Source organism: Leptospira kirschneri serovar Cynopteri str. 3522 CT, from assembly GCF_000243695.2.
GTDB lineage: Bacteria > Spirochaetota > Leptospiria > Leptospirales > Leptospiraceae > Leptospira > Leptospira kirschneri.
Genome location: NZ_AHMN02000008.1, coordinates 132,482 through 155,039, shown reverse-complemented (window position 1 = coordinate 155,039; position 22,558 = coordinate 132,482). Strand labels below are relative to the sequence as shown.

Below are 22,558 nucleotides of genomic sequence, written 5' to 3'. Positions count from 1 at the left end.
GTGTGGAAATTAATCCATTCCGTTTCTTTTGAAAAAGAACTGAAGTAATTTGCGAACTTGGGAGGGAGGGAGACCGTTTCCTAAAAATTCACCGTCTACCCAGATTTCAAAATGAAGATGGATATTGTCTGCGATTCCTTTCGCCTCTTCTAATAAACCTGAGTTTCCAACGGTTCCAATCGATTCTCCTTGTCTGACTTTTTCACCTACTTTTATGTTTTTATAAATCGAAGAAAGATGGTTGAAGCTAGTCATTACACCGTGGCCGTGATCGATCCAAACTTGTCTTCCTCCAAAATCTTTTTCAACATAAGTCACGGTTCCTTTTTGGGACTGGGTAGTATGATATTCATAATCTGATAAAGTCATAGGGGAATAGGAATGATCTGCTCGAACTACGATTCCGTCTTCGGGAGAGACTACCTCGTCTTGGAAATTTAAGTTTCGAATCTGGCCGTCTATATCCTTTTTTTTGTATATATCGATTCCCTTATGGACTCCGTTTCGATAGGTTCTAGGAGCGTTTGGAAGTTGGGAATCAAAACTGGAAATGAGTCCGTCAGGAACTGGAAACGAATAACCTCTAAGTCTAGGTTCAATTCCATTTAAAAGTTTTTGATTCAGAAAAAGTTTGAGATCGCTGATTACAACTTCACGATTTGTGGAATCGGGAAAATGGATTCTTAAAACCGAAGAGTCTATATTTCCGAGTTTATGAAAATTATGCAGTTCTACGTTTTGATTTGTAAGAATGGTTCTCCAGTCGTCTCGGATTAAAACTTGGATCTCGTATTTTTTTACTGCCCTTTCCTTTCTAAAAATAGGAACCGTAATTTCTAAACCGTTGATTAGTCTTTTGGAACCGAAGTCTACGATGATCCATTCAGAACCCAAACGATTGGCAGAATACCAATGTGTGTTTGAATCTGAATCAAAAAGATTAAATCCTCCGTATTCAGCGGAAAATGAAGATGATACAGAATAACTAAAAGGTGCGGCGGTCCATCTGCCGAAATCGATAAAATCCACTTCCGAACCTAAATTGCCATAGGCGATTGTAGGTGCGCCTACGGCAGAGGTAGAAACGAAGAACGCCAGAAATAAAATTCGTAAAATTGAATATTCTAATTTAGAAAAATAGAATCGATTAGACATGGAAAGGTTTGCCTGGTTTCGAACTCAAGAGATTTGTTTTTTCCGTTTCCCAAGAATCCAAATATTTTTTGTCTTTTTGAGTCAAATCCGGACGAAGTGCGATCGGATTTCCTTTTGGGTCCGAGTATAAGGATCTTCTGCCGAAAAATCTTCCGTTGATTTCTTCCGGCCAAGGTTTTTTTTCGCCGTTTCCTTTCATTTTCCAAGAAATAAAAGCGCTTTCACAAACACTTTTCAATTCTTCTGGGCTTGCGGAGATAACATGATCGGGACCGTCCAGGTTTTTATCCAAAGTAAAATGTTTTTCAATCATACAAGCCCCTAAGGAAACGGCGACGGATGCGGCGATATTTCCTGCGGTATGATCCGAAAAACCGATCGGAAACGTATAAAGATTTTTGAATGTTTCTACCACTTTGAGATTCGCTTTTTCGGGAGGAGTTGGATAGATGGAAACGCAGTGTAAAAGACAAAGTTGATCGATTCCTTCTTTTTCTAAAAAGGAAATTGCTCTGCTCAGTTCAAAAAAATCCGCAGCCCCCGAAGAAAGAATTACGGGTAGTTTAGATTTTGCGGTTTCTAAAAGAAGTGTTTTATTGGTTACGTCTCCGCTTGCGATTTTGATTGCTGGAACTTTTAGACTTATAAGCAGATTTAGAGAACTGATACAAAGAGGAGTGGAGAAAAAAATCAAACCTTCTTCCTCCGCAGTTTTTTGGAATTTTTTATGCATCGTTTCGGATAGTTCATATTTTTTGAATATATCCACTAAAACCTTTGCTTCCGGATTATGAACGTCTATAAATTCCTCTGTGACGTAGGATTGAAATTTTACCGCTTGGGCTCCAGCCTTTTTAGCGGCTGCGATTGTCTTTTTACCGATTTCTTCGTCGTTGTTGTGATTGAGTCCAATTTCAGCTACTACAATCGGAGGATGTTCAGGGCCTAGATTTAATTTGGATGCGATTGAAAATTCTTTTGAAAAGTTCATGGTTTACTTCGTGTTTTATTTTTGAGTTGGATATATAAGATTTCGGCTCATTAGTTCATAACTTAAGTTCCAAAATGATTTCGCTTTCAGATGATACGTTTCGCATTGAACTGGATCGTTTTTACATTCCTCAGTTTCTCCGATTCTTGGAACAATGGAAAAGGAAGACTTTCTAATTTTATCCGTAAAACTATAGAAGATCCAATTGTCTTCGATCCAACCAAATAAATTTCCAAAAGCGAAGTAGGCTTTTCCACCTTGAATATGTTTGTCTAAAAGATTTCTACCCATTGCGGAGAAACGTACTTTCTTACCGACGATTCCTAAAATCGTGGGAATGACGTCTAACTGAGAGGAGATTCTATCATCTATCTTAGCGGAAATTTTTCCGGGAGAATAGATTAAAAAAGGAACGTTTCTATCTTCGAAATAATCTAGATTTCTATGATGTGTGTGGTCTCCTACGAATATAAAAACGGTGTTTTGAAAGTAGGGGGCCTTTTTCGCTTTTTCTAAAAATAGATAAATCGATTTATCTGCATAACGATATACGTTGAAGTAATCTGCTTCCTCAAGTTGGGACGAAAATACTTCGTCTTCCGGGGTGGGGACCTTATAGGGATAATGAGTGGTTAAAGTCAAAGTAGCCGCAAGAAAGGGAGTGTTTTGATTTATTAGAATTTCGTGAAATTCGTTTAACAAATCTCCGTCGTAGTAACCCCAAGGACCGGGTTTGTATTTATTTAAAGAATCGAAATATTCCTGGCCTAAAATGGTATCAAAACCCCAATGCGAAAAAAGAAAACTCATATTATCGAAGTTTACGTCTCCACCATGAACAAATAAGGTTTTGTAACCGATCGATTTCAAAATGGTTCCGAGTCCACCAAAACGACTCAAAATTCTGGGGGTTCTGACTACGGTCAAACCAGGGCCATCAGGTATTCCGGTTAACGTGGATAAAAGACCGTTTGTGGTTCTTCCTCCGCTTGCGAAAAAGTTGGGAAAATAGGTTCCTTGTCGGATTAAATTTTCGAAATGGGGGGCGATCGGTTTGCCTTCGGGGAGAATTTGCCCGTTTGTATAAGTGTATTTTCCGGTCCAACTTTCCAAAAGAACCAAAACGATGTTAGGTGGTTTGCCCGGATTGGTTTTTTCGGTTTCTCTCAATAAGGGATATTCTTCTGAAATAAATTTAGAGGTAGGATATTCTATTTCTTTTTGGACGGAAACGACCGCATCCTGATAAGTAACTTGTAAATTGTTTGGAATCGATTGGTTTTTAATATCCATAACGGAGGTAAAAATGCCGTTTAAAACCAGTTGATTAACTATATAAGTCTCTGAAATCATTGCGTCGCTCGCACGAAGCGGTCTGGATTGAAACCCACCTCGCACGAGCAGAAATAGAACCGGGATAATAAAAGGAAGTTGTAATAACTCCAATCTTTTTTGAGCTGGGTCAAAAATATATAAGTTTTTTTGAATATATTGATAGATACTGAACGGAAGTAAGATTCCGATTAGAAGACAAGAAATAATCGCTAAAATTGTATGGCCTACAAAAAATGCTTTGAAAATGATCCAAAACTCAGAACCTAAAAATATAAAACCTTCGTAACCTAAATGTTTATTGGTTTCTCCGAAATATAAAATGTCTCCGATTAGATGAGACGACGCCCAAAAAAATAGAACGATCGGAGAAATTCCCCAGAAAAGAGAATAGGTTCGAAAACGATTTAGAGGATAAATTGCGGAAAGGATCCAAAAGGGTCCGATTAAAAATACACAGACGGAAAGATCAAAACGAATTCCGACTAAAAATGCCAGTATAACTTCAAAAAAAGACGCGGAATAGAATTTAGAAAAGAAAACGATCGTAAAACTAACTCGATACGTAATCAATAAAATCAAAAACAAAATTGTAAAACTTAAAATAATTTTCAGGTTGGGCGGAAATTTTCGAGACATTCTAATTTTTTCTAGGAGAATAATTGCCAGGCCTGGAATACTATAAAAGAAGTAGAATATGCTAAAATTGTCATATATGTAAATAAAAACAAGGGCCAAAAAACAGAATTCGTTTCTTTTTTCACCACTGCTAAAGTGGACATACACTGGCAGGCAAACGCAAAAAACAGAAGTAAGCTGACAGAATTACTCAATCCCCAGACTGGTTTGCCGTTTTCATCTGTATCTTTTAGGAGGGCCTCTTTAAGGTCGTCTGTGGATTCTTCTCCACCGACTCCGTATATGATGGAAAGTGTGGAGACCATAATTTCTCTTGCAGCGAACGAAGTAATGATTCCGATTCCCATCTTCCAATCAAAACCGATTGGTTTTAAAACCGGTTCCATAAATTTACCGCTGCGTCCCGCGTAGGATTCCCGGATCTGTATTTTTTTTAGTTCTGCGTCTGTAAGGTTTGGATAAAGGGATGAATCGATTCTGGGATAATTTGCCAAAAACCAAAGTAAGATAGAAATAAATAGAATGATTTGTCCTGCGGTAGATAAAAACGCTTTCAATTTTTTGAATACTGTAAGTGCCAGGCTTTTGATCGAAGGGGTATTGTAAGCTGGAAGCTCCATTAAAAAATAGGAAAAATCCGATTTAAAAAAAGTCTTTTTGAAAACTAAAGCCGCGAGCATAGACGCGATCATTCCCAAAAGAAAAAGCCCGAACATAGTAAGCGCTTGAACGTTAAAAATTCCCAAAAAATTTTTTGAGGGAAAAATCGCTCCGATCACTAAAACATATACCGGATAACGTGCCGAACAAGTGATCAAAGGAGAAACTAAAATCGTTGTTAGTCGATCCGATTTGTTTTCAATAGTTCTGGTTCCCATAATCGCAGGAACTGCACACGCCGCGGATGATAACAATGGAATGAAAGACTTACCCGAAAGGCCGAACTTTCCCATAAAACGATCCATAACAAAGGAAGCTCTGGCTATGTAACCGGTTTCTTCCAAAATACCGATAAATAAAAATAAAAGACTAATTTGAGGAATGAACACTAAGACGGCTCCGACCCCACCTATGATTCCTTCTTGGATTAAGGAACGAAGAGGACCTTCTTCTAAAAAACTTCCTACAAAAGTTCCTACATTTCGAACGCAGGATTCTATCCAATCCATAGGTATTTCCGACCAAGTAAAAAGCGCCTGAAATACCAATGCCATAATACCTAAAAAAGAAACCAGTCCCCAAAAAGGATGTAATAGAATTTTATCCGCTTTGGAAAGAACCCTTTCGTTCGGAATCGGATCACCAACGATTGCTTTGCTTAATATTTTTTTAATATAGATGGATTTTTGGGTCAGCTCTTCCAAATAAGTAAAACGTTTACCAAAACGCTCAAATTTTTCACGGATGAGTTTTGAGGGAATTTCCGAAAAAAGAGAAAGTCCAGGGAGACCTTTTTGTAAAACTTCGCCGGAAAGTTCTTTAAGAGAATTGGTCAAAACAAACTTTAAAGAATTGGAATGTTCTGAGGAAAGTGAATTTAAAAGATCGTTTAGAAACTTTTCTCTCTCCGAGTCCCACGGAAAGGATCGAGTAGGAAGGCAAAACGCTTTTGGAGAAACGATCCGATCTTTGAGTTCTTTGATTCCTTCTCCGTTTTTAGGATTTACGTATTGAAATGAAATTCCGAATTCGTTTGAAAGTAAATCTAATCTGAGTTGAATCCTTTTTTTTTCTAGAACGTCTTTCATCGTAACTGCGACTAAAACGGGAACGTTTAATTCTAATATTTGAAGTAAAAACTGAAGACTTCTTTCTGCAAGGGAGGCGTCCATCACAAAAAGTATGCGGTCTCCTGCTTCATGACCGATCAGAACTCTACTTGTAATCTGTTTGTCTTCTGAGTTTCCTCCCAAACTAAACGCACCGGGAAGATCCAAAATTTTTACAGATTGATCTAAGTGATGAAAAATACCTTCCGCTTTTTCGACGGTGACGCCGTGATAGTTGCCGGTTTTTTGTCTAAGCCCTGTTAGTCGATTGAATAAAGTCGATTTTCCACAATTTGGATTTCCTGCCATCAAAATCCGAAACATTTTTGAACTATCAGAATGACCCACGGATTTCTCCTACTTGAATCAACTCTGCTTCTACTTTTCGGATCGCTATTTCTATTTCACCCGCTCGTATCACCATTTTGTTTTGAGAAGAATATTTTTCAAGAATCAGTACAAAGGTACCTGGAAGTAATCCGATGTCTAAAATGTTACGGAACAGTTCTTCTTTACCCGGTTTAGAAAGTAAGGAAACGATGGGTGCTTCTTGCCCCTTTTTTAATTCGTTTAACATCATATTAGAAATTTATCACGATCTCGGATCAGGTCTATATCGGGAGCCATCGTTTTTACGTATCTGTCGAAATATAAAATTTGTTTAATTAAAAGTCCGAATTCTTTTGGAACTTTTAAACCGTTTTGAATTGAAATTTCTCGGAACTCAAAAAGGATCGCGTTTAATTTTTTATCGTCTAAAGATTCTAAATCTCCCATCTGAACTTTCAAGACCATTTCGGTCATTTTAGAAAAGACGGTCTCTAAATCTTTTGAAAATTTCTTTTCGTCCACACCTTTGGCGGTAGAATCCATTTGGATCAAACCTTTGGCGATCTTTTCGGTTCGATTTAAACTGAGGCCTTCTAAAAAGATCATCAAACCTTCCCAAACGCGGGGAGAAATTCTACCTACGATACCGAAGTCTATAAAACCAACGGTACCGTCTCTGAGAATCATTAGATTTCCTGCATGTACATCCGCGTGAAAAAAGCCACTTCTAGAAAGTGTGGAAAACCAGATTTCAAGGGCGTCTGTCAGTGTCTTTTGGGGATCGGAAGAATATCTACGGATCGAATTTTCGTCCGTGATAGGAGCTCCGTAAAAACGTTCTAGGGTAAGAATTTTTTTCGTAGATAATTCTCTGTAAACTTTGGGAACTCTGGCCCTGGTTTCTCCCATAGAAAGAAGTTCTTTTTCGAACTCTTCTATATTGTTTGCTTCCTTATAAAAATCAATTTCTTCTAATATAGAAATTTGGAATTGTTCTACCATGTCCGCGATGCCGGACTTACTTAGGCCGGGAGCAAATTTTTCAAAAAGAACCGAAACAAAGTAGATTAGGTTTAAATCGGCGGATAACGTAGATTCTATATCCGGTCTTTGCACTTTGATCACTACGTCTAATCCGTTCTTGGTGACCGCAGAATGTACTTGTGCGATGGAAGCAGAGGCGATCGGAATCGGTTCCACACTTAGGAAATGATCTGATAGTTTTCCACCTAACTCTTTTTCGACGATGGTTTTGATCGTAGAATAGGGAATCGGGCGAACCTGATCCAAACACTTTTGCATTTCGGAAACGAACTCATCTGGAAAAAGAGAAGGAGCAGAGGCAATCAATTGACCTAACTTGATATATGTGGCGCCTAACTCTTCAAACGCTTCTCGAAGACGGATCGGCAACGTATCGTCACCCAATGCAAGATCTTTTAAAAGAAGAATGGTTTTTGTGGAGAATACAAAACTGCTGTTTAGAATTCGAGAGGCGCCGCCAAAACCAATTTTCAGGGAATCAAAAAAACCGGCCATAATCACAAATATTTTGGACTTAGATTCAAAATACAACTACAGAAAAGAAGTCTGAAAAAATGGATGAATTCACTTGAATGTATGCGAGTCAAATTCGCTTTTTTGTTTACGAACGAGAGCAAATTCTGATTATGGCTACATAAAATACTCCGTCTCGGCGTATCTTCTCTTATGAGTAACGATTCAGTATTACTTCAGGAACTCGATAAACTGGAACAGAACGACCTGAAGAAAGTCGCTGCTCTTTGGAATCTTACAAAACTTCCTTATAAAGAAAAAAATAAAAACGTAACTTATCTCTACGAGATTTTTCAAAACGATTTTTATCTCAAAGGAGTTCTTGAAAAACTCACTCAATTGCAGGTTACAATTTATTCAAGTATTCTTAAAAATAAGAATGTACTGACTCTCGGAGAAATTTCTAGAAAGGTAAATATTCCTCCGATCAACGTAGAGATGGAGCTAAACCTTTTACGAAAATATCATCTCGTATATCAGAGAAAAAATAGGGAACGTCTTACTAATAATTTAGATAAATATCATGCGTTTGAGGAAATTGCCGATCTGGTTCCTCTCGAACAGAATCTAAAGGGAGACAAGTATAAGATCTCTTTAGAAAAATATCTGGATCGAAAAAAGACAACCGAAATTTCCGATGAGTGGAAAGCGGTCGTTAAAGCTCCGAAACAATTGGACGGAATGAAGAAGTTTTATGCTCTTGCTTCTTCCGAAGAAGGAATCGATCTAAACCTTCAATCTCTTTCCGAATTGGAAAGGGATACCTTGGTGAGAGTTTATTTAAGCGGTGGTGTTTCCGAAGCGGAAGATATACGCAGTTACGTTGTTACCAGTCGAGGGAAATATGAACTGATCGTACCTGTTTTGATCGCCAAAGGCCTTGTGGTAGACGTTTGTTTTGTAGACGAAAAATTCGTTCGGGTGTTTGTGATTCCGGATGAAATTTTAAAATACGTTCAGACACATCCTATTTTACCTTCCGTAAAAAAAGGAACCAAACAAAGAACTGAAAAGCTCGCGACCAATGATCTAGATTTTTTTCTCAATACAAAAAAGCTCATATCTTACATCAGTCGTAAAGGATTGGTTCTTGCAAAATCCGGAAAGGTAAAACAAGCGGATCATAAAAGAACGGAACAAGAACTTCTCAATCCTGATATAGGGATTTTTCCGGAAAAAAGTCAGATCTATCAGATGGAACTGATTCTCCCAGTATTAAAACTTTTGAATATAGTGGATATTAAGGGAGAAAACATTGTACTCAGAGAAGAAATGAACGAGTTTAACGGAAAGGATATTTTCGAAATCATGAAACTCGTCGTACATGAAGTGAACGAAGCTCGAATGAAACGGGTTATTCCCGCGGAGGTTTTTACCGCGACCGAAATGCCATTTTATGATAAGCCTATCTTAGACAAATGTGTGAGTCTGATCATCAAGGCCAAACGAATTCATCTATCCGTAATTTTTTCCAACATCATCCGAGAACATCTGATACTTTCTCCCGGATTTAGGACTAAAAATTTTCAGTCTGACCTTGCGGAACTACGTAAAGAAATTATGAGTGTAATTTTTTATCTACATTTGTTTGGTCTTTTAGAAGTAGAATATCCAAATCGTTTCCTTTCTCTTTCTAAGTTGGGAGAGTATTTCTTTCAAACGGGAGAACTTTCTCATAAAACGGAGAAGGGTGGAATTACGATCAATCCGGACTTTACGATCATTGCATTTCCGGATCGTGTTTCGATTTATGGTCTACATCTTTTAAAAGCGTTTACTGAACTCAAGGATTATGATCGAGTTTATACTTTCGTTTTGACTAAAGAAGCGTTTCAATTGGGAATTCTTTTAGGATATAAACCCGTAGAGTTTATAGATTTCTTAAAAAGTTCTAGTAAAGCAGATCTTGCTCAAAACTTACTCTTTTTATTGGAAGATTGGGGCGGAAATCTTCCAGTAGTAGAAATCACCGAAGACTGTGTTCTAGTTCGAACGAAGGATCAGAACACGATGGAACTACTTCTCGGACAGATCAAAGGAAAAAAAATCGTTTTAGATGAAATTGGTCCTACGGCGATACTTGTAGATAAAAATCGAGTTCAAGACGTCATTACCGTTTCCGAAAAATTGAATTTAATCGTAAATTTAACTCGTTGATCTTTTGATTTAAAGTCAGTTTGTCCCTGCATCCTTCATAAAATCCTAAAAGAGTCGAAATTTTAAAGAAGCCGATTCGGAATAGACGGTCTCTTAAATATTTTTAAGATCGATTTATAAATTCGTATTAAGATCAATAATTCGGTTTTCTAATGTTTAAGATCAACCTTCTATCCGAATGTCTAAATCTTAAAAACCACGTTGCCTTGTTCGGATTGCTGAGTTTAGAAAATTAAAATTTCAAAATATTAGAAATATACAATATAACAAAAACGCTGATTTTTCGCTTTTGAGAACTTCTCGAAAATTGTTTAAGAAATTTTTGATTTTAAGTCTGAAGAGAAGTTATTTTTTATTTTAATCACAAGATTTTAAAATAAGACTATTCTTCTACTTTGATTTTAGATTTGAATTCCCATTTACGATACGGTGCTATAGCTTGAAGTCTTTCGTCCGTAACAAAAAAGAGAGCGTCTCCATACTTAACCAACCCTCCTTTGTAATGTGCGTACTTGGTCTTATGATCGATCAGTCCTATCTCCCGAACTTTACTCCAATCGTCGCAGGTTTTGAGAGTGGGGACTTTTCTAAGATGCAGCTCCTTGATTTTATTGTCTTTTACTGAGTCCCTGAGTATTTTTTCCCATTCCATAAGCGCAGAGTAAAACGGAGGGCGGAAAAATCAAGGGTTTCTTGTGCTTTTTGAATACTTTAAGTTAACCATCTTTAGAATTAAAGTTTGAAAAATACTACTTCGTGTTTTAAATCTTCGGCTAATTTTGCTAAGCCCATCGAATTGGAACTAAGTTCTTCTGAAGAGGCTGCGGAGGATTGATTGAGTTCGTTGATCGTAGCGGTCGTTTTCGAAATTTCCTCAATTGCGTTTTTCTGTTCTTGAACCGAAATTTGAATTACGTCGGCTCTATCCTTGACTTCCTTTGCGGTGAGATTCATCTGATCGTTTTTGGAAAGTTGATTTTCCATAAACTGATTTACTACCTTCATTTGGTGGTTGATTTCGGAAATCCCTTCTATGATACCGCTAATGACGTTGACCGTATCTGTGATATTTTGAATTCCGGCTCCGATTTCGGTTTCATTATTTTTAATAATACGTTCAATATCTTTAATACTGTTTGTAGTCTTATCGGCGAGTTTAGAAATTTCATCCGCTACGACGGCAAAACCTCTACCCGCGTTACCGGCTCTTGCCGCTTCAATCGCCGCATTCAACGCCAGAAGATGAATCTGTTCCGAAATCGTATTGATGATTTCTATAACTCCTGAAATATCCTCCGAACTATTACTGATCTTAGTGATCGAATGATTGGTCAGTTCTAAGGAATTTCCTCCTTTTTTCGCTTCTTCCGTAATTCTTTCCACCTCCGACATCGTCTTTTCCATGTTATGCGAAATTTTATGAATCGAATCTGAAAATTGATTCATATCGGAAGCGAGTTGATTCAATAAGGATACCTGCTCGTTGGTTTGGATTTCCACTCCGTTCATACCGGCGACTATCTCTTCGATCGAAGAAGAAATTTCCTCCGAAGAAGCCGCCTGGTTTTGAGTGTTTGCAGAGATAAAATTCAGAGCTCTGGACATCTCGTCGGAAGAGCCTGCAAGATTTTCGGATGCGGTAATAATTTTATTTAAAATCTTTTTCACTTTTTTATTAAACAGGTTGATCGAAATGCTCATTTCTCCGATTTCATCCATTGAAAAAACTTGAAGTCCTTTGGTGAGATCTCCTTCTGTCATAGATTCTAAAACTTTTCTACTCTCTTCCAAAGGGCGAATTCTTTTTTTAAGGATCAGATAGACCAGAATTCCAATAAAAGAAAGACCAAAAAAAGAAATCCCGGTCATAACGTAAACACAGATGATCGCTTCTCCTGCGATCTCTTCGTTTTCGATCGAAGTAAACGTGATAAAATTGTATTTTTTATTTTTATGAAAAATCATATATCTATATTTTCCGTCAGAAAGAAACCGAATTGGAACGTCATAATTATAATTTTTAACTTGTTCGTAAAAAGGAATGTTTTTAAGTTTTTTTAAATATAATGAAGAGTTAATATGATTGATTACTATTTCTTCATGATCCATAAGGCCTATATGACCAGATTTCCCGATCTGAATAGAACCGATGATTTTTTGAGTAAGGTCGGTTATTTTGAGAGAATACGCTATGAAAAGGTTTGAGTTTTCAAAAACTGTTTCCAAAATTAAAAGGATCGGAGTTCCAGAAATAGGAGAAGAGATAGGTTTAATAAAGAAGGTTTTATGTTTAGAAATTGTTTCTAAAACTACAGGGAGTTGAAAGTCCTTTAAAATAGAATCTGTATTTTGATTTAGAGTTTCGGTTCCCGCTATAACTTTCCAAGACTGGTTTTCCGGTTTGATAAGCGAAATGGATTCATATATTGGAGAACGTTCTAAAAGTGTTTTCAAAAAATTCTGAATCTCGTCTTTTTTATGATTTTTAATTAAAGAAATAAAAAAAGGATCACTTTTAAGTTTTTCAGAGTCCGACCGAACCTCTTCGAAAATGGATTCTGTGAAAATGCTGAGAGTTTCGTTCATATTGTTCATTTGATTGAAATAAGATTTTCTAATTCCGGAATAGTTGAGTTTAAAAACTAGACCCGAAACAGTGATCGCAAGAACGAAAACAATAAAAATAAAGGTTATCGTAAGTGAACGAGTTAGGCGAACCTTACTCAAAGAGGAAATGTTAATGTGGTCGAACACCCCCGATTTGATTAGATTGGAAGTTAGTTGTTCCGAAGCAAAAAAAGTATATACCCCTACAAGAAGACACATAATGAGAGTAAGAGATCCCAGGTTGTAGTAATCCGCCGTTTCTAAAATTATAAATTGGCTGAGTAGATAGATTACTACGAAAGCGGTGACTATTATTCTAAGGCCAATGTCTATGGAATGAAAAAAAGGAATTCGAAATATTGATTTCTGTGCATTGAGTGCAATCTGTTTATCTGTGATTCCTTTTTCTAACATAAAAAGATACTTATGAATGGGCCTTAATCTGTACGTATCCGAAAAAATTGCGAACATAACAGTGAAAACTGCGGTGGTCAAAGTGATACGAATTGCGATCTTAAGTTGATCGGAATCCATTTCCAAAAATGTAGTGAAAAATACAATGGCTATACCTATCGTAAGAGTAAATCCAACTACCTCGGTTACTAAAATAAAATGAAGAATGAATTTACGAATCGAGTTTGTAATGTTGTTGTTCATAATTTTGTTCCGAAAGTATACGTTATGTGTGCTGTATAAGCTTATGGATTTACTTTAATTAATACAAGGATAAAGCGAAAAATATTAGATAAAATGAACGTTAGTTGTCATTTAAGGAAATATTCCTTGAGGTATGAAAAGAGGAGGGGAGCTTTTGTGATTTCGTTTTCTTAGAAAACAAGTAGGTGATGTTATATGAAAAATAGAATAGAATTGTTAAAAGTTCAGTTTAACAAAACTGCTTTCATCAACCATTTCCATAAAACAGAAGCGGATGGAGTATTTATTCTTTTTACTGATCTCTATGAAGTTGAGTACCGTTAATTTTATCACAAAACGCTGATTCTATGTGAAATATTAGATACTCTATTATATAGTTATGGGTAATAACTATATAATAGTAGAAATTAATTTTCGTTTTCAATTCTATATTGCAAATTACTTAAGTAGTTAAATACTTTAAAAAAATATAATATAATAAAATAGGAATTCGTTTTTTTTGGAGGAGGTGAAAATTAAAATCCGATTTTAATTTTCAAAACTCACCAGATAATATGAGTTTTGTTTTTGTGGAATTAAGAGTAACTAACGGTCTTGAACTAGGACGAAAATTCTAAAAAGATACTTTTACCTCAAGACGATTCTATACTTTTTAAGGGAGGGCATTATTCACCTCGAATACTTTCAAGTTTATGTTTGATTTCTTCGTTCAGAGGTTGTTTTTTCTGAAAGTCTTCCAATAGTCGAATTGCTTCTGTAGGTTTACCCATTTCAACGTGTAGATCCGAAAGTTCTAAAAGAGGTCTTGGATCCATAGGAAATTTTTTATGTAGATCCAGATAAATTTCTTCTGCTTTATCTTTTTTACCAATTAATTTGAGAGAAGAAGCTTTTCCAAGAAGTGCAAAATAGTCTTCTCCTTCTGCTAAAATCTTGTTAAAACATTCCAGCGCTTTGTCGAATTCACCCATACCTCTTAGGCTATCCGCATAACGGTTAATGATGAGTTTATTATCCGGATCAAATTCCAGAATTCTTTCCCAATCTTGATTTGCCTTGTGGAAATCTTTTTTACCTCGATAACTTTCTGCAAGACCGTATAACGCGAAAAAGTTTTTTCTATCCAATTCAGCGGCCCTATGATAATATTGGATCGCTTCGTCGTAGTCTTTGATTTTACGATAGGAATTTCCTATCTCAGTAAGAATTTTAATGTTGTCTGGTTGAATCAGAAGTAGTTTTTCCCACCAATGGATTGCGTCTTTGTATTTTTGACAGGCGAAATAGAGATGTCCTAAACCTACGATCACATACTGATCTTTAGGATTGATCTGTAAAGCTTGCATATAATAAATTTCTGATTCTTTAAAGTTCTTTAATTTTCTATGTGCGTCTGCGACTCGACTTAAAATAGAAGCGTCTGTAATGGTGATATGTCTGTATTCTTCCGCTACTTCGATGACTTTGGAAAGAAGATTCATTTCCCGATAACAGTTCATTAGTCCCATGAGCGAGAATTTATTAGAAGGATCCTCTTGGATACATTTATGATAATATTCGATTGCGTTCTTATAATCTTTTTTCTTAAAAAACAGATCGCCCATTCCTACTAAGCCATAAGTATTGTGCGGATCTTTTTCCAGAAGTTCTTTCAACTTCGCTTCTGCTTTTGGAAACTGGTGTGAATCTAAAAGTTTATAGGCTTCTTTAGCGAGTCCTTTGATGATGGCAAATTGTTTATCCTCTTCTTCTTTTTCCACGTTAGGATTTTCCATTTGATTCTCTCTTTTAAAGTTTGTTCTCTTCCAAATTTAGAATTCGCATTATTATTTTTGACGCACTAGATTGATTGAATATTCTTTTAAGCTTAAATATTCTGTAAAGAAAATAAGAATGTATGATTCCACTCTCAAAATAAAAAGTGATTTCAATAGAGAAACTAGTCCATTTTCTCTATTGGATTCTGGAAAAAATTTTCGTTTTCGTTTTCATAAAAGTTTTTTGAAGAGTAGAATTCATTCTACAAATGACGTTTTGTATGGATTCAATTTTAAAAGATTCATTCATTTTTAAAGTTTCTAAAACGATCTAAAACCACATTTTTCTGAAAAAGAACCGAAGATTTGAAAATACGGTTCCTCTTGACAGTAGCCTTTCCGCTATCTTTATGGACGTTAAGGGGTAGAATCATGTCCACAGAATCAGGAAGAATAACCGGTGCTAGATTGATGGTGGAACTACTGGAAGAATACGGAGTGGATGTCGTTTTTGGATACCCTGGCGGAGCCATTCTTCCCTTTTATGATGAAATTTATAAGAGTAAAAAAATCAAACATATCTTAGTGAGGCATGAACAAGGTGCAGTTCATATGGCCGAAGGATATGCAAGAGCGACAGGAAAATTGGGAGTTTGTATCGCAACGTCTGGACCGGGAGCAACTAACCTAGTCACCGGGCTTACTGACGCAAAGATGGATTCGGTTCCGATTCTAGCCATTACGGGACAGGTGGCTACAAATGCGATAGGGACGGACGCTTTTCAAGAAGCGGATATTTTTGGAATCACCATACCGATCACAAAATACAACGCTTTGATAAAATCGGCAGACGATATAGCGAGACATTTTGAAGAGGCCACCTTAGTCGCGTTAGGTGGTCGTCCTGGGCCGGTTTTATTGGATTTTCCTAAGGACGTACAAACGGAACCGACTAACGTAAGAAAGGCGTCCCGATTAAAAATTGCTCCTCATCATTATAAAAAGCCGGCGGTTAGTGGAAATTTAGAGGAATTTGCAGAAGCGATCAATCGATCTCAAAAACCTCTTTTGTATGTGGGAGGAGGTGCGATTAACGCAGGCGCCTCCAAAGAAATTTTAGAATTAGCTACTAAAGGAGGAATTCCGGTTACAACAACTCTGATGGGGCTTGGGGCCTTTCCAGGAACTCATCCTTTAAGTATTGGAATGTTAGGAATGCACGGGACCGCCACTGCGAATAAAGCAGTATTAGAATGTGATTATATACTCAATTTAGGGGCTAGGTTTGACGACCGAGTTGCGAAAATAGGAGAATTTGCGGAAAAAGCGGTTCGAGCACATATTGATATAGACACGGCGGAATTTAATAAACGAATTCAGGTGGATTATCTTTTACACGGAGATTTAAAGGACGTGTTAAGTGCTATTCTACCGTTTGTAAAAAAACAAGAACGTAAGGAATGGATTACTCATCTTCAAAATTTGAAAAAAGAACATCCTTTAGATTTTGACAATTCTGGAAATGAAATAAAACCGCAGGACTTTTTGGAACGTCTTTATAAAAAGACTCAAGGAAAAGCGATTGTTTCCACGGATGTAGGGCAACATCAGATGTGGGCCGCTCAATATTATCTTATGGATGAACCAAATAATTGGCTCACTTCCGGAGGATTGGGGACGATGGGTTACGGACTTCCAGCAGCGATTGGAGCGAAATTCGGAAGACCGGATAAAACTACCATCTGTATTTCGGGTGACGGATCGATTCAGATGAATATTCAAGAATTAGCAACTATCGTAGCAAACAAATTAGGAGTCAAAATCCTAGTATTCAATAATAACTTTTTAGGAATGGTTCGTCAGTGGCAGGAATTATTTTACGAGGAAAGATTTTCAGAGTCCGAATGGAATTTTAATCCTGATTTTGTAAAACTCGCGGAAGCGTATTCTATTCCCGCGATGAAAATCTCAAATAAATCGGAAATAGATAAAGCGATTGAGTTTTTTACAAAAGACGACGGAGCCGCATTTTTAGAAGTAATGATACCGGCAGAAGAAAAAGTATTTCCGATGATACCCGCTGGAAAGTCTCAAAAAGAAATGATCGAATTTAAAGATTTAGCCGGATTAAAAAAAGTATGAAACATATTCTAAAAATTCTGGTAAACAATCATCCCGGAGTTATGAGTCATGTATCCGGATTATTTACTCGCAGAAGTTATAATATAGATTCGATTGCGGTAGGTGTTACCGTAAATCCGGAAATTTCAAGTATGGTGATCGTAGTCAAAGGGGACGAGGCTACGGTAGATCAAGTCAAAAGACAACTTTTGAAACTTCCGGACGTTTTGGAAGTGGAAGATCTTGCGTATCATGATTGTGTAAGTAGAGAACTGGTATTACTTGTAGTAAAACTAACCGAAACAACTAGAACGGAAATTCTTTCTGTATGTGAGGTCTTCGAAGCAAAAATAGCGGACTTAACACATTCTTCTTTAACGATAGAATATTCGGGAAATTTCCGCAAAGTGAATGCGATCGTAGAAATCATGTCCAAATATGGAATCGAAGAAATTATTCGCACAGGACAAATTGCGATTCGTTATAGAAGTGTCGGATCTTAAACTGAACTTTGCAAGTCGGTCGTTTCAAATTCCGAAATCAGAAAACTGCTCTTAAAGAAATTTTTAGGAACCTATCTCAAAATCTATTGAGCGCTTCTAAAAAGCGAGACGCTTTCATTTCACAAAAATGTAGGAACTCATACTTTTAAAAAATATTTCTCATTGCCGAACCCACCTTGTTTTAGAACCTGCCGTAGACATTCATGTAGTAGTTCCTACAAGCTGCGTTTTTGTCCGATTACGGATTTATAAAGTATTCTTTTTCTAAGAAATACAGTAACTCCCACATTTTCAAAAAAATCTTATTCTATCAGTAAGTCCGATTGATCTTAAGATTCTGGAACCAACTTTAAACTGCTCTTAAAGAAACGGATTGTTTCCAAGGTCTGTTTCGATTGGAATCAAAAAGAATACAAAATGAGTTCGAATTACAAACAACTCTACTGTCTGATTTTCGGATCAGTTTTTGAATGATTTTGTAACGTGCGTTTGTAATGGTCCTAAATTCGGTTTGAACTAAAATCGAATCCGGAAAATGAATCTGACCTCTATAATCACTTTCTGACCAAAGTACGATTGGTTCGATATGAGCTAGGTCTAAGTTTTGAGAATTCAATTCGATTTCTCTGAGAGCTTGTTTTCTGGCTTCGTTCAAAAAGAGTTGTACATTTTCTAAATTTAGATTTTTGTCCTCATCACAATGATAATTTTCAACAGAGATTTCAAAGTAATGTATTTTTGTATGCGTTGTTATCATCCCTATTTTCCCTAACTGTTAGAATAAAAAGAATAGCGCCGTAAATTTGCTTCTAAAATGGCTCAATGGGCTTTTTTTAGGAGAATTTGGATCGAATATAGATAGTTTGGGTACAAAACGATGCGAAATCCATTTTTTTATGAGTCGTGAGAGTTTAATTATAAATCTGATATATATTGAAAATTGTATACAATTATTTTTGAATATTGCCCAGATATGCTTAAAGATTGAAAATAGGTCAAATTTACTTTTATTGGTAAATTTTATTATTTGAATCAGTTCATTTTAATAGAATTCTATCTAAAAAGACAGCATCTGTTGTTTATATCGTAATTTTTTTAAACTGTTTCTACAAGGTCTGTGTGTAAAAACACTGAAAATTTAAATTTTGATTGTTCGATTCAAAGGATAAAAATAGAAACGTTAGTTTCCTGGAATCGAATAGAAAATGTCCAAAAGAATTGTAGAATAGATTCAATCAATAAGAGGTTAGTTCTAAAATTTTAGAATCTAAAAACAAAATCGCTTCCGGTTTCCATTGAAAGATTCCGTTCGAAAATTCGCAGAGTCCTAATTCTTGAAGTTTTCTTAACCGCAGATCTAAAATTTGACATTGATCTGGAATCAGTTCATAAAAACTTTTCATCGAAATCGGTTGGAATAAACGAAATAAAGATAAAACCAATTCTTCATAGAAATCCGGTTTTGTGTATTCTTTGGAAAAATTCTTTCTTTTATAAGTATCCACGTTTCTAGGATTGGAATATCTTCCCGCAGTAAGAAAACCATGTGCTCCCGGCCCGATTCCCAGATAATATTCCATCGTCCAGTATTTGAGGTTGTGTCTGGAAAAAAAACCAGGTTTAGAAAAATTACTGACCTCGTACTGAAATAATTCGTAGGGCGAAAGTAAATCGGGTAGAAGTTTTAAAATTTTTTCTTGAATTTCTTCTTCTGGACTCGGAGAGATTTTATCCATTACCTTTCTGGAATATTCCGTTCCTTTTTCCACGGTCAGAGCGTAGAGACTGATATGTTTTCCTCCCGCCGACAAAACCTTTTGGATGTCTTGTAGAATTTCCTGAATCGTTTGACCTGGAATTCCATAGATTAAGTCTGCGGAAAAATTGGAAATCCCCGAGCTTTTCACAGTTTCTAAAACGTTTTCATAACGATCTGGATCGTAGTATCTTCCTAAAAATTGAAGTTTTTCCGGATAAAAACTCTGAATTCCCACAGATATACGATTAATTCCGGCTTGTTCGATAGATCTTAAAAAATCCGGAGTAATATCTTCGGGATTACACTCCATAGTAATTTCTGAATATTCTGAAAGATTAATGTTATTTCGCAAAAAAACGATTAAATCCGAAATTTCAGAAACTTCCGCTCTGGAAGGTGTACCCCCTCCGAAAAAGATAGTGTCAAATTCTAATTTAGAAATGAAAGGATTATCCGAAATTCTTGTTGTAATTTCCTCTTTGTATCTCTGAAAAAGCCCGGCTTCATCTGGGACCTTATTTTTATCGTTTCCTACGGAATAAAAATCACAATATTCACATTTTTGAATGCAATAAGGGTAGTGTATGTAGACTCCGGGATGTCCGATCTTGGAGATCGGATTTCCGGAATTGTATGTCATGGTTGTTGGGACGCGGTTTTTTCGTTTTCACCTTTTAAAATCAGATCCACGACCGGAATCGTAGACTTTCTTTCTAATACAGAATACAAAAGAGCTTTTTTAGATTCTAACGTAGGAGAAAAAGAAAATAGAATTTTAAGGTTGGGAAGAGTATTCAATTTTAGAAATGGACTTCCATAATGAAGTGCGACTACTTCCAAGTTGGAATGACGTTTTGCAAGTTTTGCGACGAGGTCCAATTCCAACTGACTGAACGTAACCGCTACAATTCGTTTGAACTTGTTTTGTTTTACCAGTAAGGGAATTTTTGAGTAGTTTACGTTTGGAATATTCTTTTCTTCTAATGCAGTTTCAAATTCCTTTCCGCGCACTGAAAAAATCGTTTCTTCCGTTTTGACAGAACTCGGATCAAATAAAGAAGGAAAAGAAACGATCGAAGCCCTGGAAATTTCCGTGTTTAAGTTGGGGGAAAATATTTCCGAAAAATTTTTCTCTCTTTGTGCGATTTGATTTTGAAAGAAGTCGATTTCTTTGATTTCTAAATCGGATAATTTTTCTTTTGATTCCGATTTTTTAGAGGAGAATTCATATACAATTCCGTGTTTGAGTTTTAATAAAATTTGTCTGTACACCGCTTCTTTTAAAAGATTTCTTTCTCCTTTTTGAAAAATTCCGTTTTTGTATGCGGTCAAAATTTGGTTTTTCATATCTCTGGTGGTTTTTCCCCAGCTAGTCATAAGGAGTATATCAGCTCCTGCTAATATAGCAAGAACCCCAGGATCCTTATCTTTATAATGTTTATCGATTGCATCCATTTCCATTGCGTCTGTGATGATTACACCTTTAAATCCCATTTTTTCCCTTAAAACACCTTTGAGAATTTTAGAGGAAAGTGTAGCCGGAAAATCAGGATCTAATTTAGGATATACTATATGGGCGCTCATGACAACTTCTGCGCCTTGTTGGATCGATTCCTGAAATGGAATGAGTTCCATTTTTTCCAATTCCTCTAAGGTCTTATCAATCTTTGGAAGTCCTAGATGGCTGTCTACGTTTGTGTCTCCGTGACCTGGGAAATGTTTGATCGTAGGAATGGCTCCGCCGATTCTTGCACCTTTTTCGTATCCGATTCCTGCGATAGAAACCATTTCCGGAGTACTTCCCATAGAACGAGTGTTGATGACTGGGTTATCCGGATTGTTGTTGATATCTAAATCGGGAGCAAAAACAAAATTCAATCCTAGTTTTCTGAGTTGATAAGAAGTTACAAAACCTACTTTATACGCGTAATCAGAGTTTTTGGTTTGGCCGAGAGCCATCGCACCCGGAAACTGAGTGACTCCGTCTCTCACTCGTAAAACTCTTCCACCTTCTTGATCTACTGAAATCAAAAGAGGCAATTTGGAAAATTCCATACTCTTTTTTTGTAGTTCTAAATTCAGATTTGAGATTTCTTCTTTTGTGCCTAAATTGATTCCGAAAAGAATAATTCCCCCAGGTAGAATTTCTTCGATTTCTTTTTCTGCGGTTTGATCTAAGGTTTTGCCAGGAATTGATACGTGGATTACTTGTCCCGACAATTCTTCCGGACTCATCTTGTTTACGATTTCTTTGGCTTGGAATTCTAAATATCCATCCAAACTGTTCGCTTGTAGATCTTGTTGATAAGAACTTACATAATAGAGTATGGTTAGGAAACCCAAAAGAAGTAGGGACACAAAAAGAAAGCGTCGGATCATAGTTTGACAGAATAAGAAAACCGGAAATTCTGTAAAAACAAATTCCGGGAGTAGATGATCCTATGTTTTTTTTCAAGATAATGATTTTTATTTTAGGTTCTTTCTTTTTTACTTCTATTCATTCCGACTCTAAAACGATCCGAATTTTATTTTTAGGAGATAGTCTCACTGCAGGTTTTGGTCTTAATTCTCCCGAGGAAGCGTTTCCTGCACTTTTAGAAAAAGAACTTTCTAAAAAAGGAATTATTTCTCAAACGATCAACGCAGGTGTAAGCGGGGATACAAGTTCCGGAGGACTGGCTCGTTTGGATTGGGCGATGTCTTCCGATTTCGATTTGTTCGTTTTGGAGTTAGGAGCCAACGATTCCATGAGAGGAATTTCTCCGGATCAAACCGAAAAAAATTTAAAAGAGATTATCTCTAAAGTGAGAAAGAAAAATTCAAAAGCAAAGATTCTTCTTTTAGGTATGAAGACGTTTCCAAATTTAGGAAAAGAATATCGAAAAAAGTTCGAAGCCGTTTTTCCTAAAATTGCAAAAGAAGAAAATCTAATTTTAGTTCCTTTCTTTTTAGATGGAGTTGCAGGGATCAAAAATTTGAATCAGAAAGATGGAATTCATCCGACTGCAGAAGGACATCGTATTCTCGCTAAAAATCTAATTCCATTTTTTCAAAAAATTTTGAAGAGTAAATGATTCTCCAAAAAGTGTGTTTACACCTTACTTTTCCTAGAAATGATGGATCTACCTAAATGATCGCGGGAATAGCTCAGTGGTAGAGCACCTCCTTGCCAAGGAGGGGGTCGCGGGTTCGAATCCCGTTTCCCGCTTTTTCTTTTATATCAT

Annotated in this window: 16 protein-coding genes and 1 tRNA gene; 5 read left to right on the top strand and 12 right to left on the bottom strand. The window is 36.4% G+C overall.

The window, feature by feature from the left end:
- Positions 1-9: 9 nt before the first annotated feature.
- The 6 genes from LEP1GSC049_RS215175 to LEP1GSC049_RS215200 are packed head-to-tail and all read right to left on the bottom strand — an operon-like array spanning position 10 to position 7,755.
- Positions 10-1,155, bottom strand: coding sequence for a peptidoglycan DD-metalloendopeptidase family protein (locus tag LEP1GSC049_RS215175; RefSeq protein WP_004752379.1), 1,146 nt, complete (start codon positions 1,153-1,155; stop codon positions 10-12).
- On the bottom strand, positions 1,148-2,146 hold the full coding sequence (locus LEP1GSC049_RS215180; protein WP_004752171.1) for an N-acetylneuraminate synthase family protein: 999 nt from the start codon (positions 2,144-2,146) through the stop codon (positions 1,148-1,150). Before LEP1GSC049_RS215180 ends, LEP1GSC049_RS215175 begins: the two co-directional genes overlap by 8 nt.
- Positions 2,147-2,161: 15 nt before the next feature.
- On the bottom strand, positions 2,162-4,117 hold the full coding sequence (locus LEP1GSC049_RS215185; protein WP_016560816.1) for an LTA synthase family protein: 1,956 nt from the start codon (positions 4,115-4,117) through the stop codon (positions 2,162-2,164).
- An 11-nt stretch (positions 4,118-4,128) separates the two neighbouring features.
- Complete coding sequence (feoB, locus tag LEP1GSC049_RS215190; protein WP_020767480.1) at positions 4,129-6,195, bottom strand: ferrous iron transport protein B; 2,067 nt, start codon at positions 6,193-6,195, stop codon at positions 4,129-4,131.
- 25 nt (positions 6,196-6,220) lie between these two features.
- Entirely contained in the window at positions 6,221-6,466 is a 246-nt protein-coding gene (locus LEP1GSC049_RS215195; protein ID WP_016560815.1) for a FeoA family protein, read from the bottom strand.
- Entirely contained in the window at positions 6,463-7,755 is a 1,293-nt protein-coding gene (locus tag LEP1GSC049_RS215200) for an ABC1 kinase family protein (RefSeq protein ID WP_016748797.1), read from the bottom strand. Before LEP1GSC049_RS215200 ends, LEP1GSC049_RS215195 begins: the two co-directional genes overlap by 4 nt.
- A gap of 171 nt (positions 7,756-7,926) precedes the next feature.
- Between LEP1GSC049_RS215200 and LEP1GSC049_RS215205 the strand changes: the two genes are divergently transcribed.
- On the top strand, positions 7,927-9,930 hold the full coding sequence (locus LEP1GSC049_RS215205) for a hypothetical protein (protein ID WP_004763482.1): 2,004 nt from the start codon (positions 7,927-7,929) through the stop codon (positions 9,928-9,930).
- Positions 9,931-10,312: 382 nt separating this feature from the next.
- On the opposite strand, the gene LEP1GSC049_RS215210 is transcribed toward LEP1GSC049_RS215205, so the two are convergent.
- The 3 genes from LEP1GSC049_RS215210 to LEP1GSC049_RS215220 all read right to left on the bottom strand — a co-directional run bounded on the left by LEP1GSC049_RS215210 (position 10,313) and on the right by LEP1GSC049_RS215220 (position 14,969).
- Positions 10,313-10,582, bottom strand: coding sequence for a hypothetical protein (locus tag LEP1GSC049_RS215210; protein ID WP_004422893.1), 270 nt, complete (start codon positions 10,580-10,582; stop codon positions 10,313-10,315).
- An 80-nt stretch (positions 10,583-10,662) separates the two neighbouring features.
- Entirely contained in the window at positions 10,663-13,194 is a 2,532-nt protein-coding gene (locus LEP1GSC049_RS215215; RefSeq protein WP_004752262.1) for a methyl-accepting chemotaxis protein, read from the bottom strand.
- Positions 13,195-13,859: 665 nt separating this feature from the next.
- On the bottom strand, positions 13,860-14,969 hold the full coding sequence (locus tag LEP1GSC049_RS215220; RefSeq protein WP_016560823.1) for a tetratricopeptide repeat protein: 1,110 nt from the start codon (positions 14,967-14,969) through the stop codon (positions 13,860-13,862).
- Between the two features lie 414 nt (positions 14,970-15,383).
- On the opposite strand from LEP1GSC049_RS215220, the gene ilvB reads away from it, so the two are divergent.
- Entirely contained in the window at positions 15,384-17,093 is a 1,710-nt protein-coding gene (gene ilvB, locus LEP1GSC049_RS215225; RefSeq protein ID WP_004763503.1) for a biosynthetic-type acetolactate synthase large subunit, read from the top strand.
- Positions 17,090-17,575 carry an acetolactate synthase small subunit gene (ilvN, locus tag LEP1GSC049_RS215230; RefSeq protein ID WP_016560825.1) on the top strand — a complete coding sequence of 162 codons (486 nt, stop codon included), beginning with the start codon at positions 17,090-17,092 and terminating at the stop codon, positions 17,573-17,575. Before ilvB ends, ilvN begins: the two co-directional genes overlap by 4 nt.
- A 349-nt stretch (positions 17,576-17,924) precedes the next feature.
- Here ilvN and LEP1GSC049_RS215235 read toward each other — a convergent pair whose 3' ends face one another.
- The 3 genes from LEP1GSC049_RS215235 to LEP1GSC049_RS215245 form a co-directional block, all read right to left on the bottom strand.
- A complete protein-coding gene (locus tag LEP1GSC049_RS215235) occupies positions 17,925-18,332 on the bottom strand; it encodes an acyl-CoA thioesterase (RefSeq protein WP_004759021.1) in 408 nt (135 codons plus the stop codon).
- Positions 18,333-18,810: 478 nt separating this feature from the next.
- Entirely contained in the window at positions 18,811-19,974 is a 1,164-nt protein-coding gene (gene hemW / locus LEP1GSC049_RS215240; RefSeq protein ID WP_004751926.1) for a radical SAM family heme chaperone HemW, read from the bottom strand.
- Positions 19,971-21,713: a glycoside hydrolase family 3 protein gene (locus LEP1GSC049_RS215245; protein WP_016748793.1), complete on the bottom strand. Its 1,743-nt coding sequence runs from the start codon at positions 21,711-21,713 to the stop codon at positions 19,971-19,973. Before LEP1GSC049_RS215245 ends, hemW begins: the two co-directional genes overlap by 4 nt.
- Before the next feature lie 62 nt (positions 21,714-21,775).
- On the opposite strand from LEP1GSC049_RS215245, the gene LEP1GSC049_RS215250 reads away from it, so the two are divergent.
- The gene (locus LEP1GSC049_RS215250) at positions 21,776-22,408 is read left to right on the top strand and encodes an arylesterase (protein ID WP_004752733.1); all 633 of its coding nucleotides are present in this window, start codon (positions 21,776-21,778) and stop codon (positions 22,406-22,408) included.
- 62 nt (positions 22,409-22,470) lie between these two features.
- Positions 22,471-22,542, top strand: a tRNA-Gly gene (locus LEP1GSC049_RS215255).
- Positions 22,543-22,558: the final 16 nt, after the last annotated feature.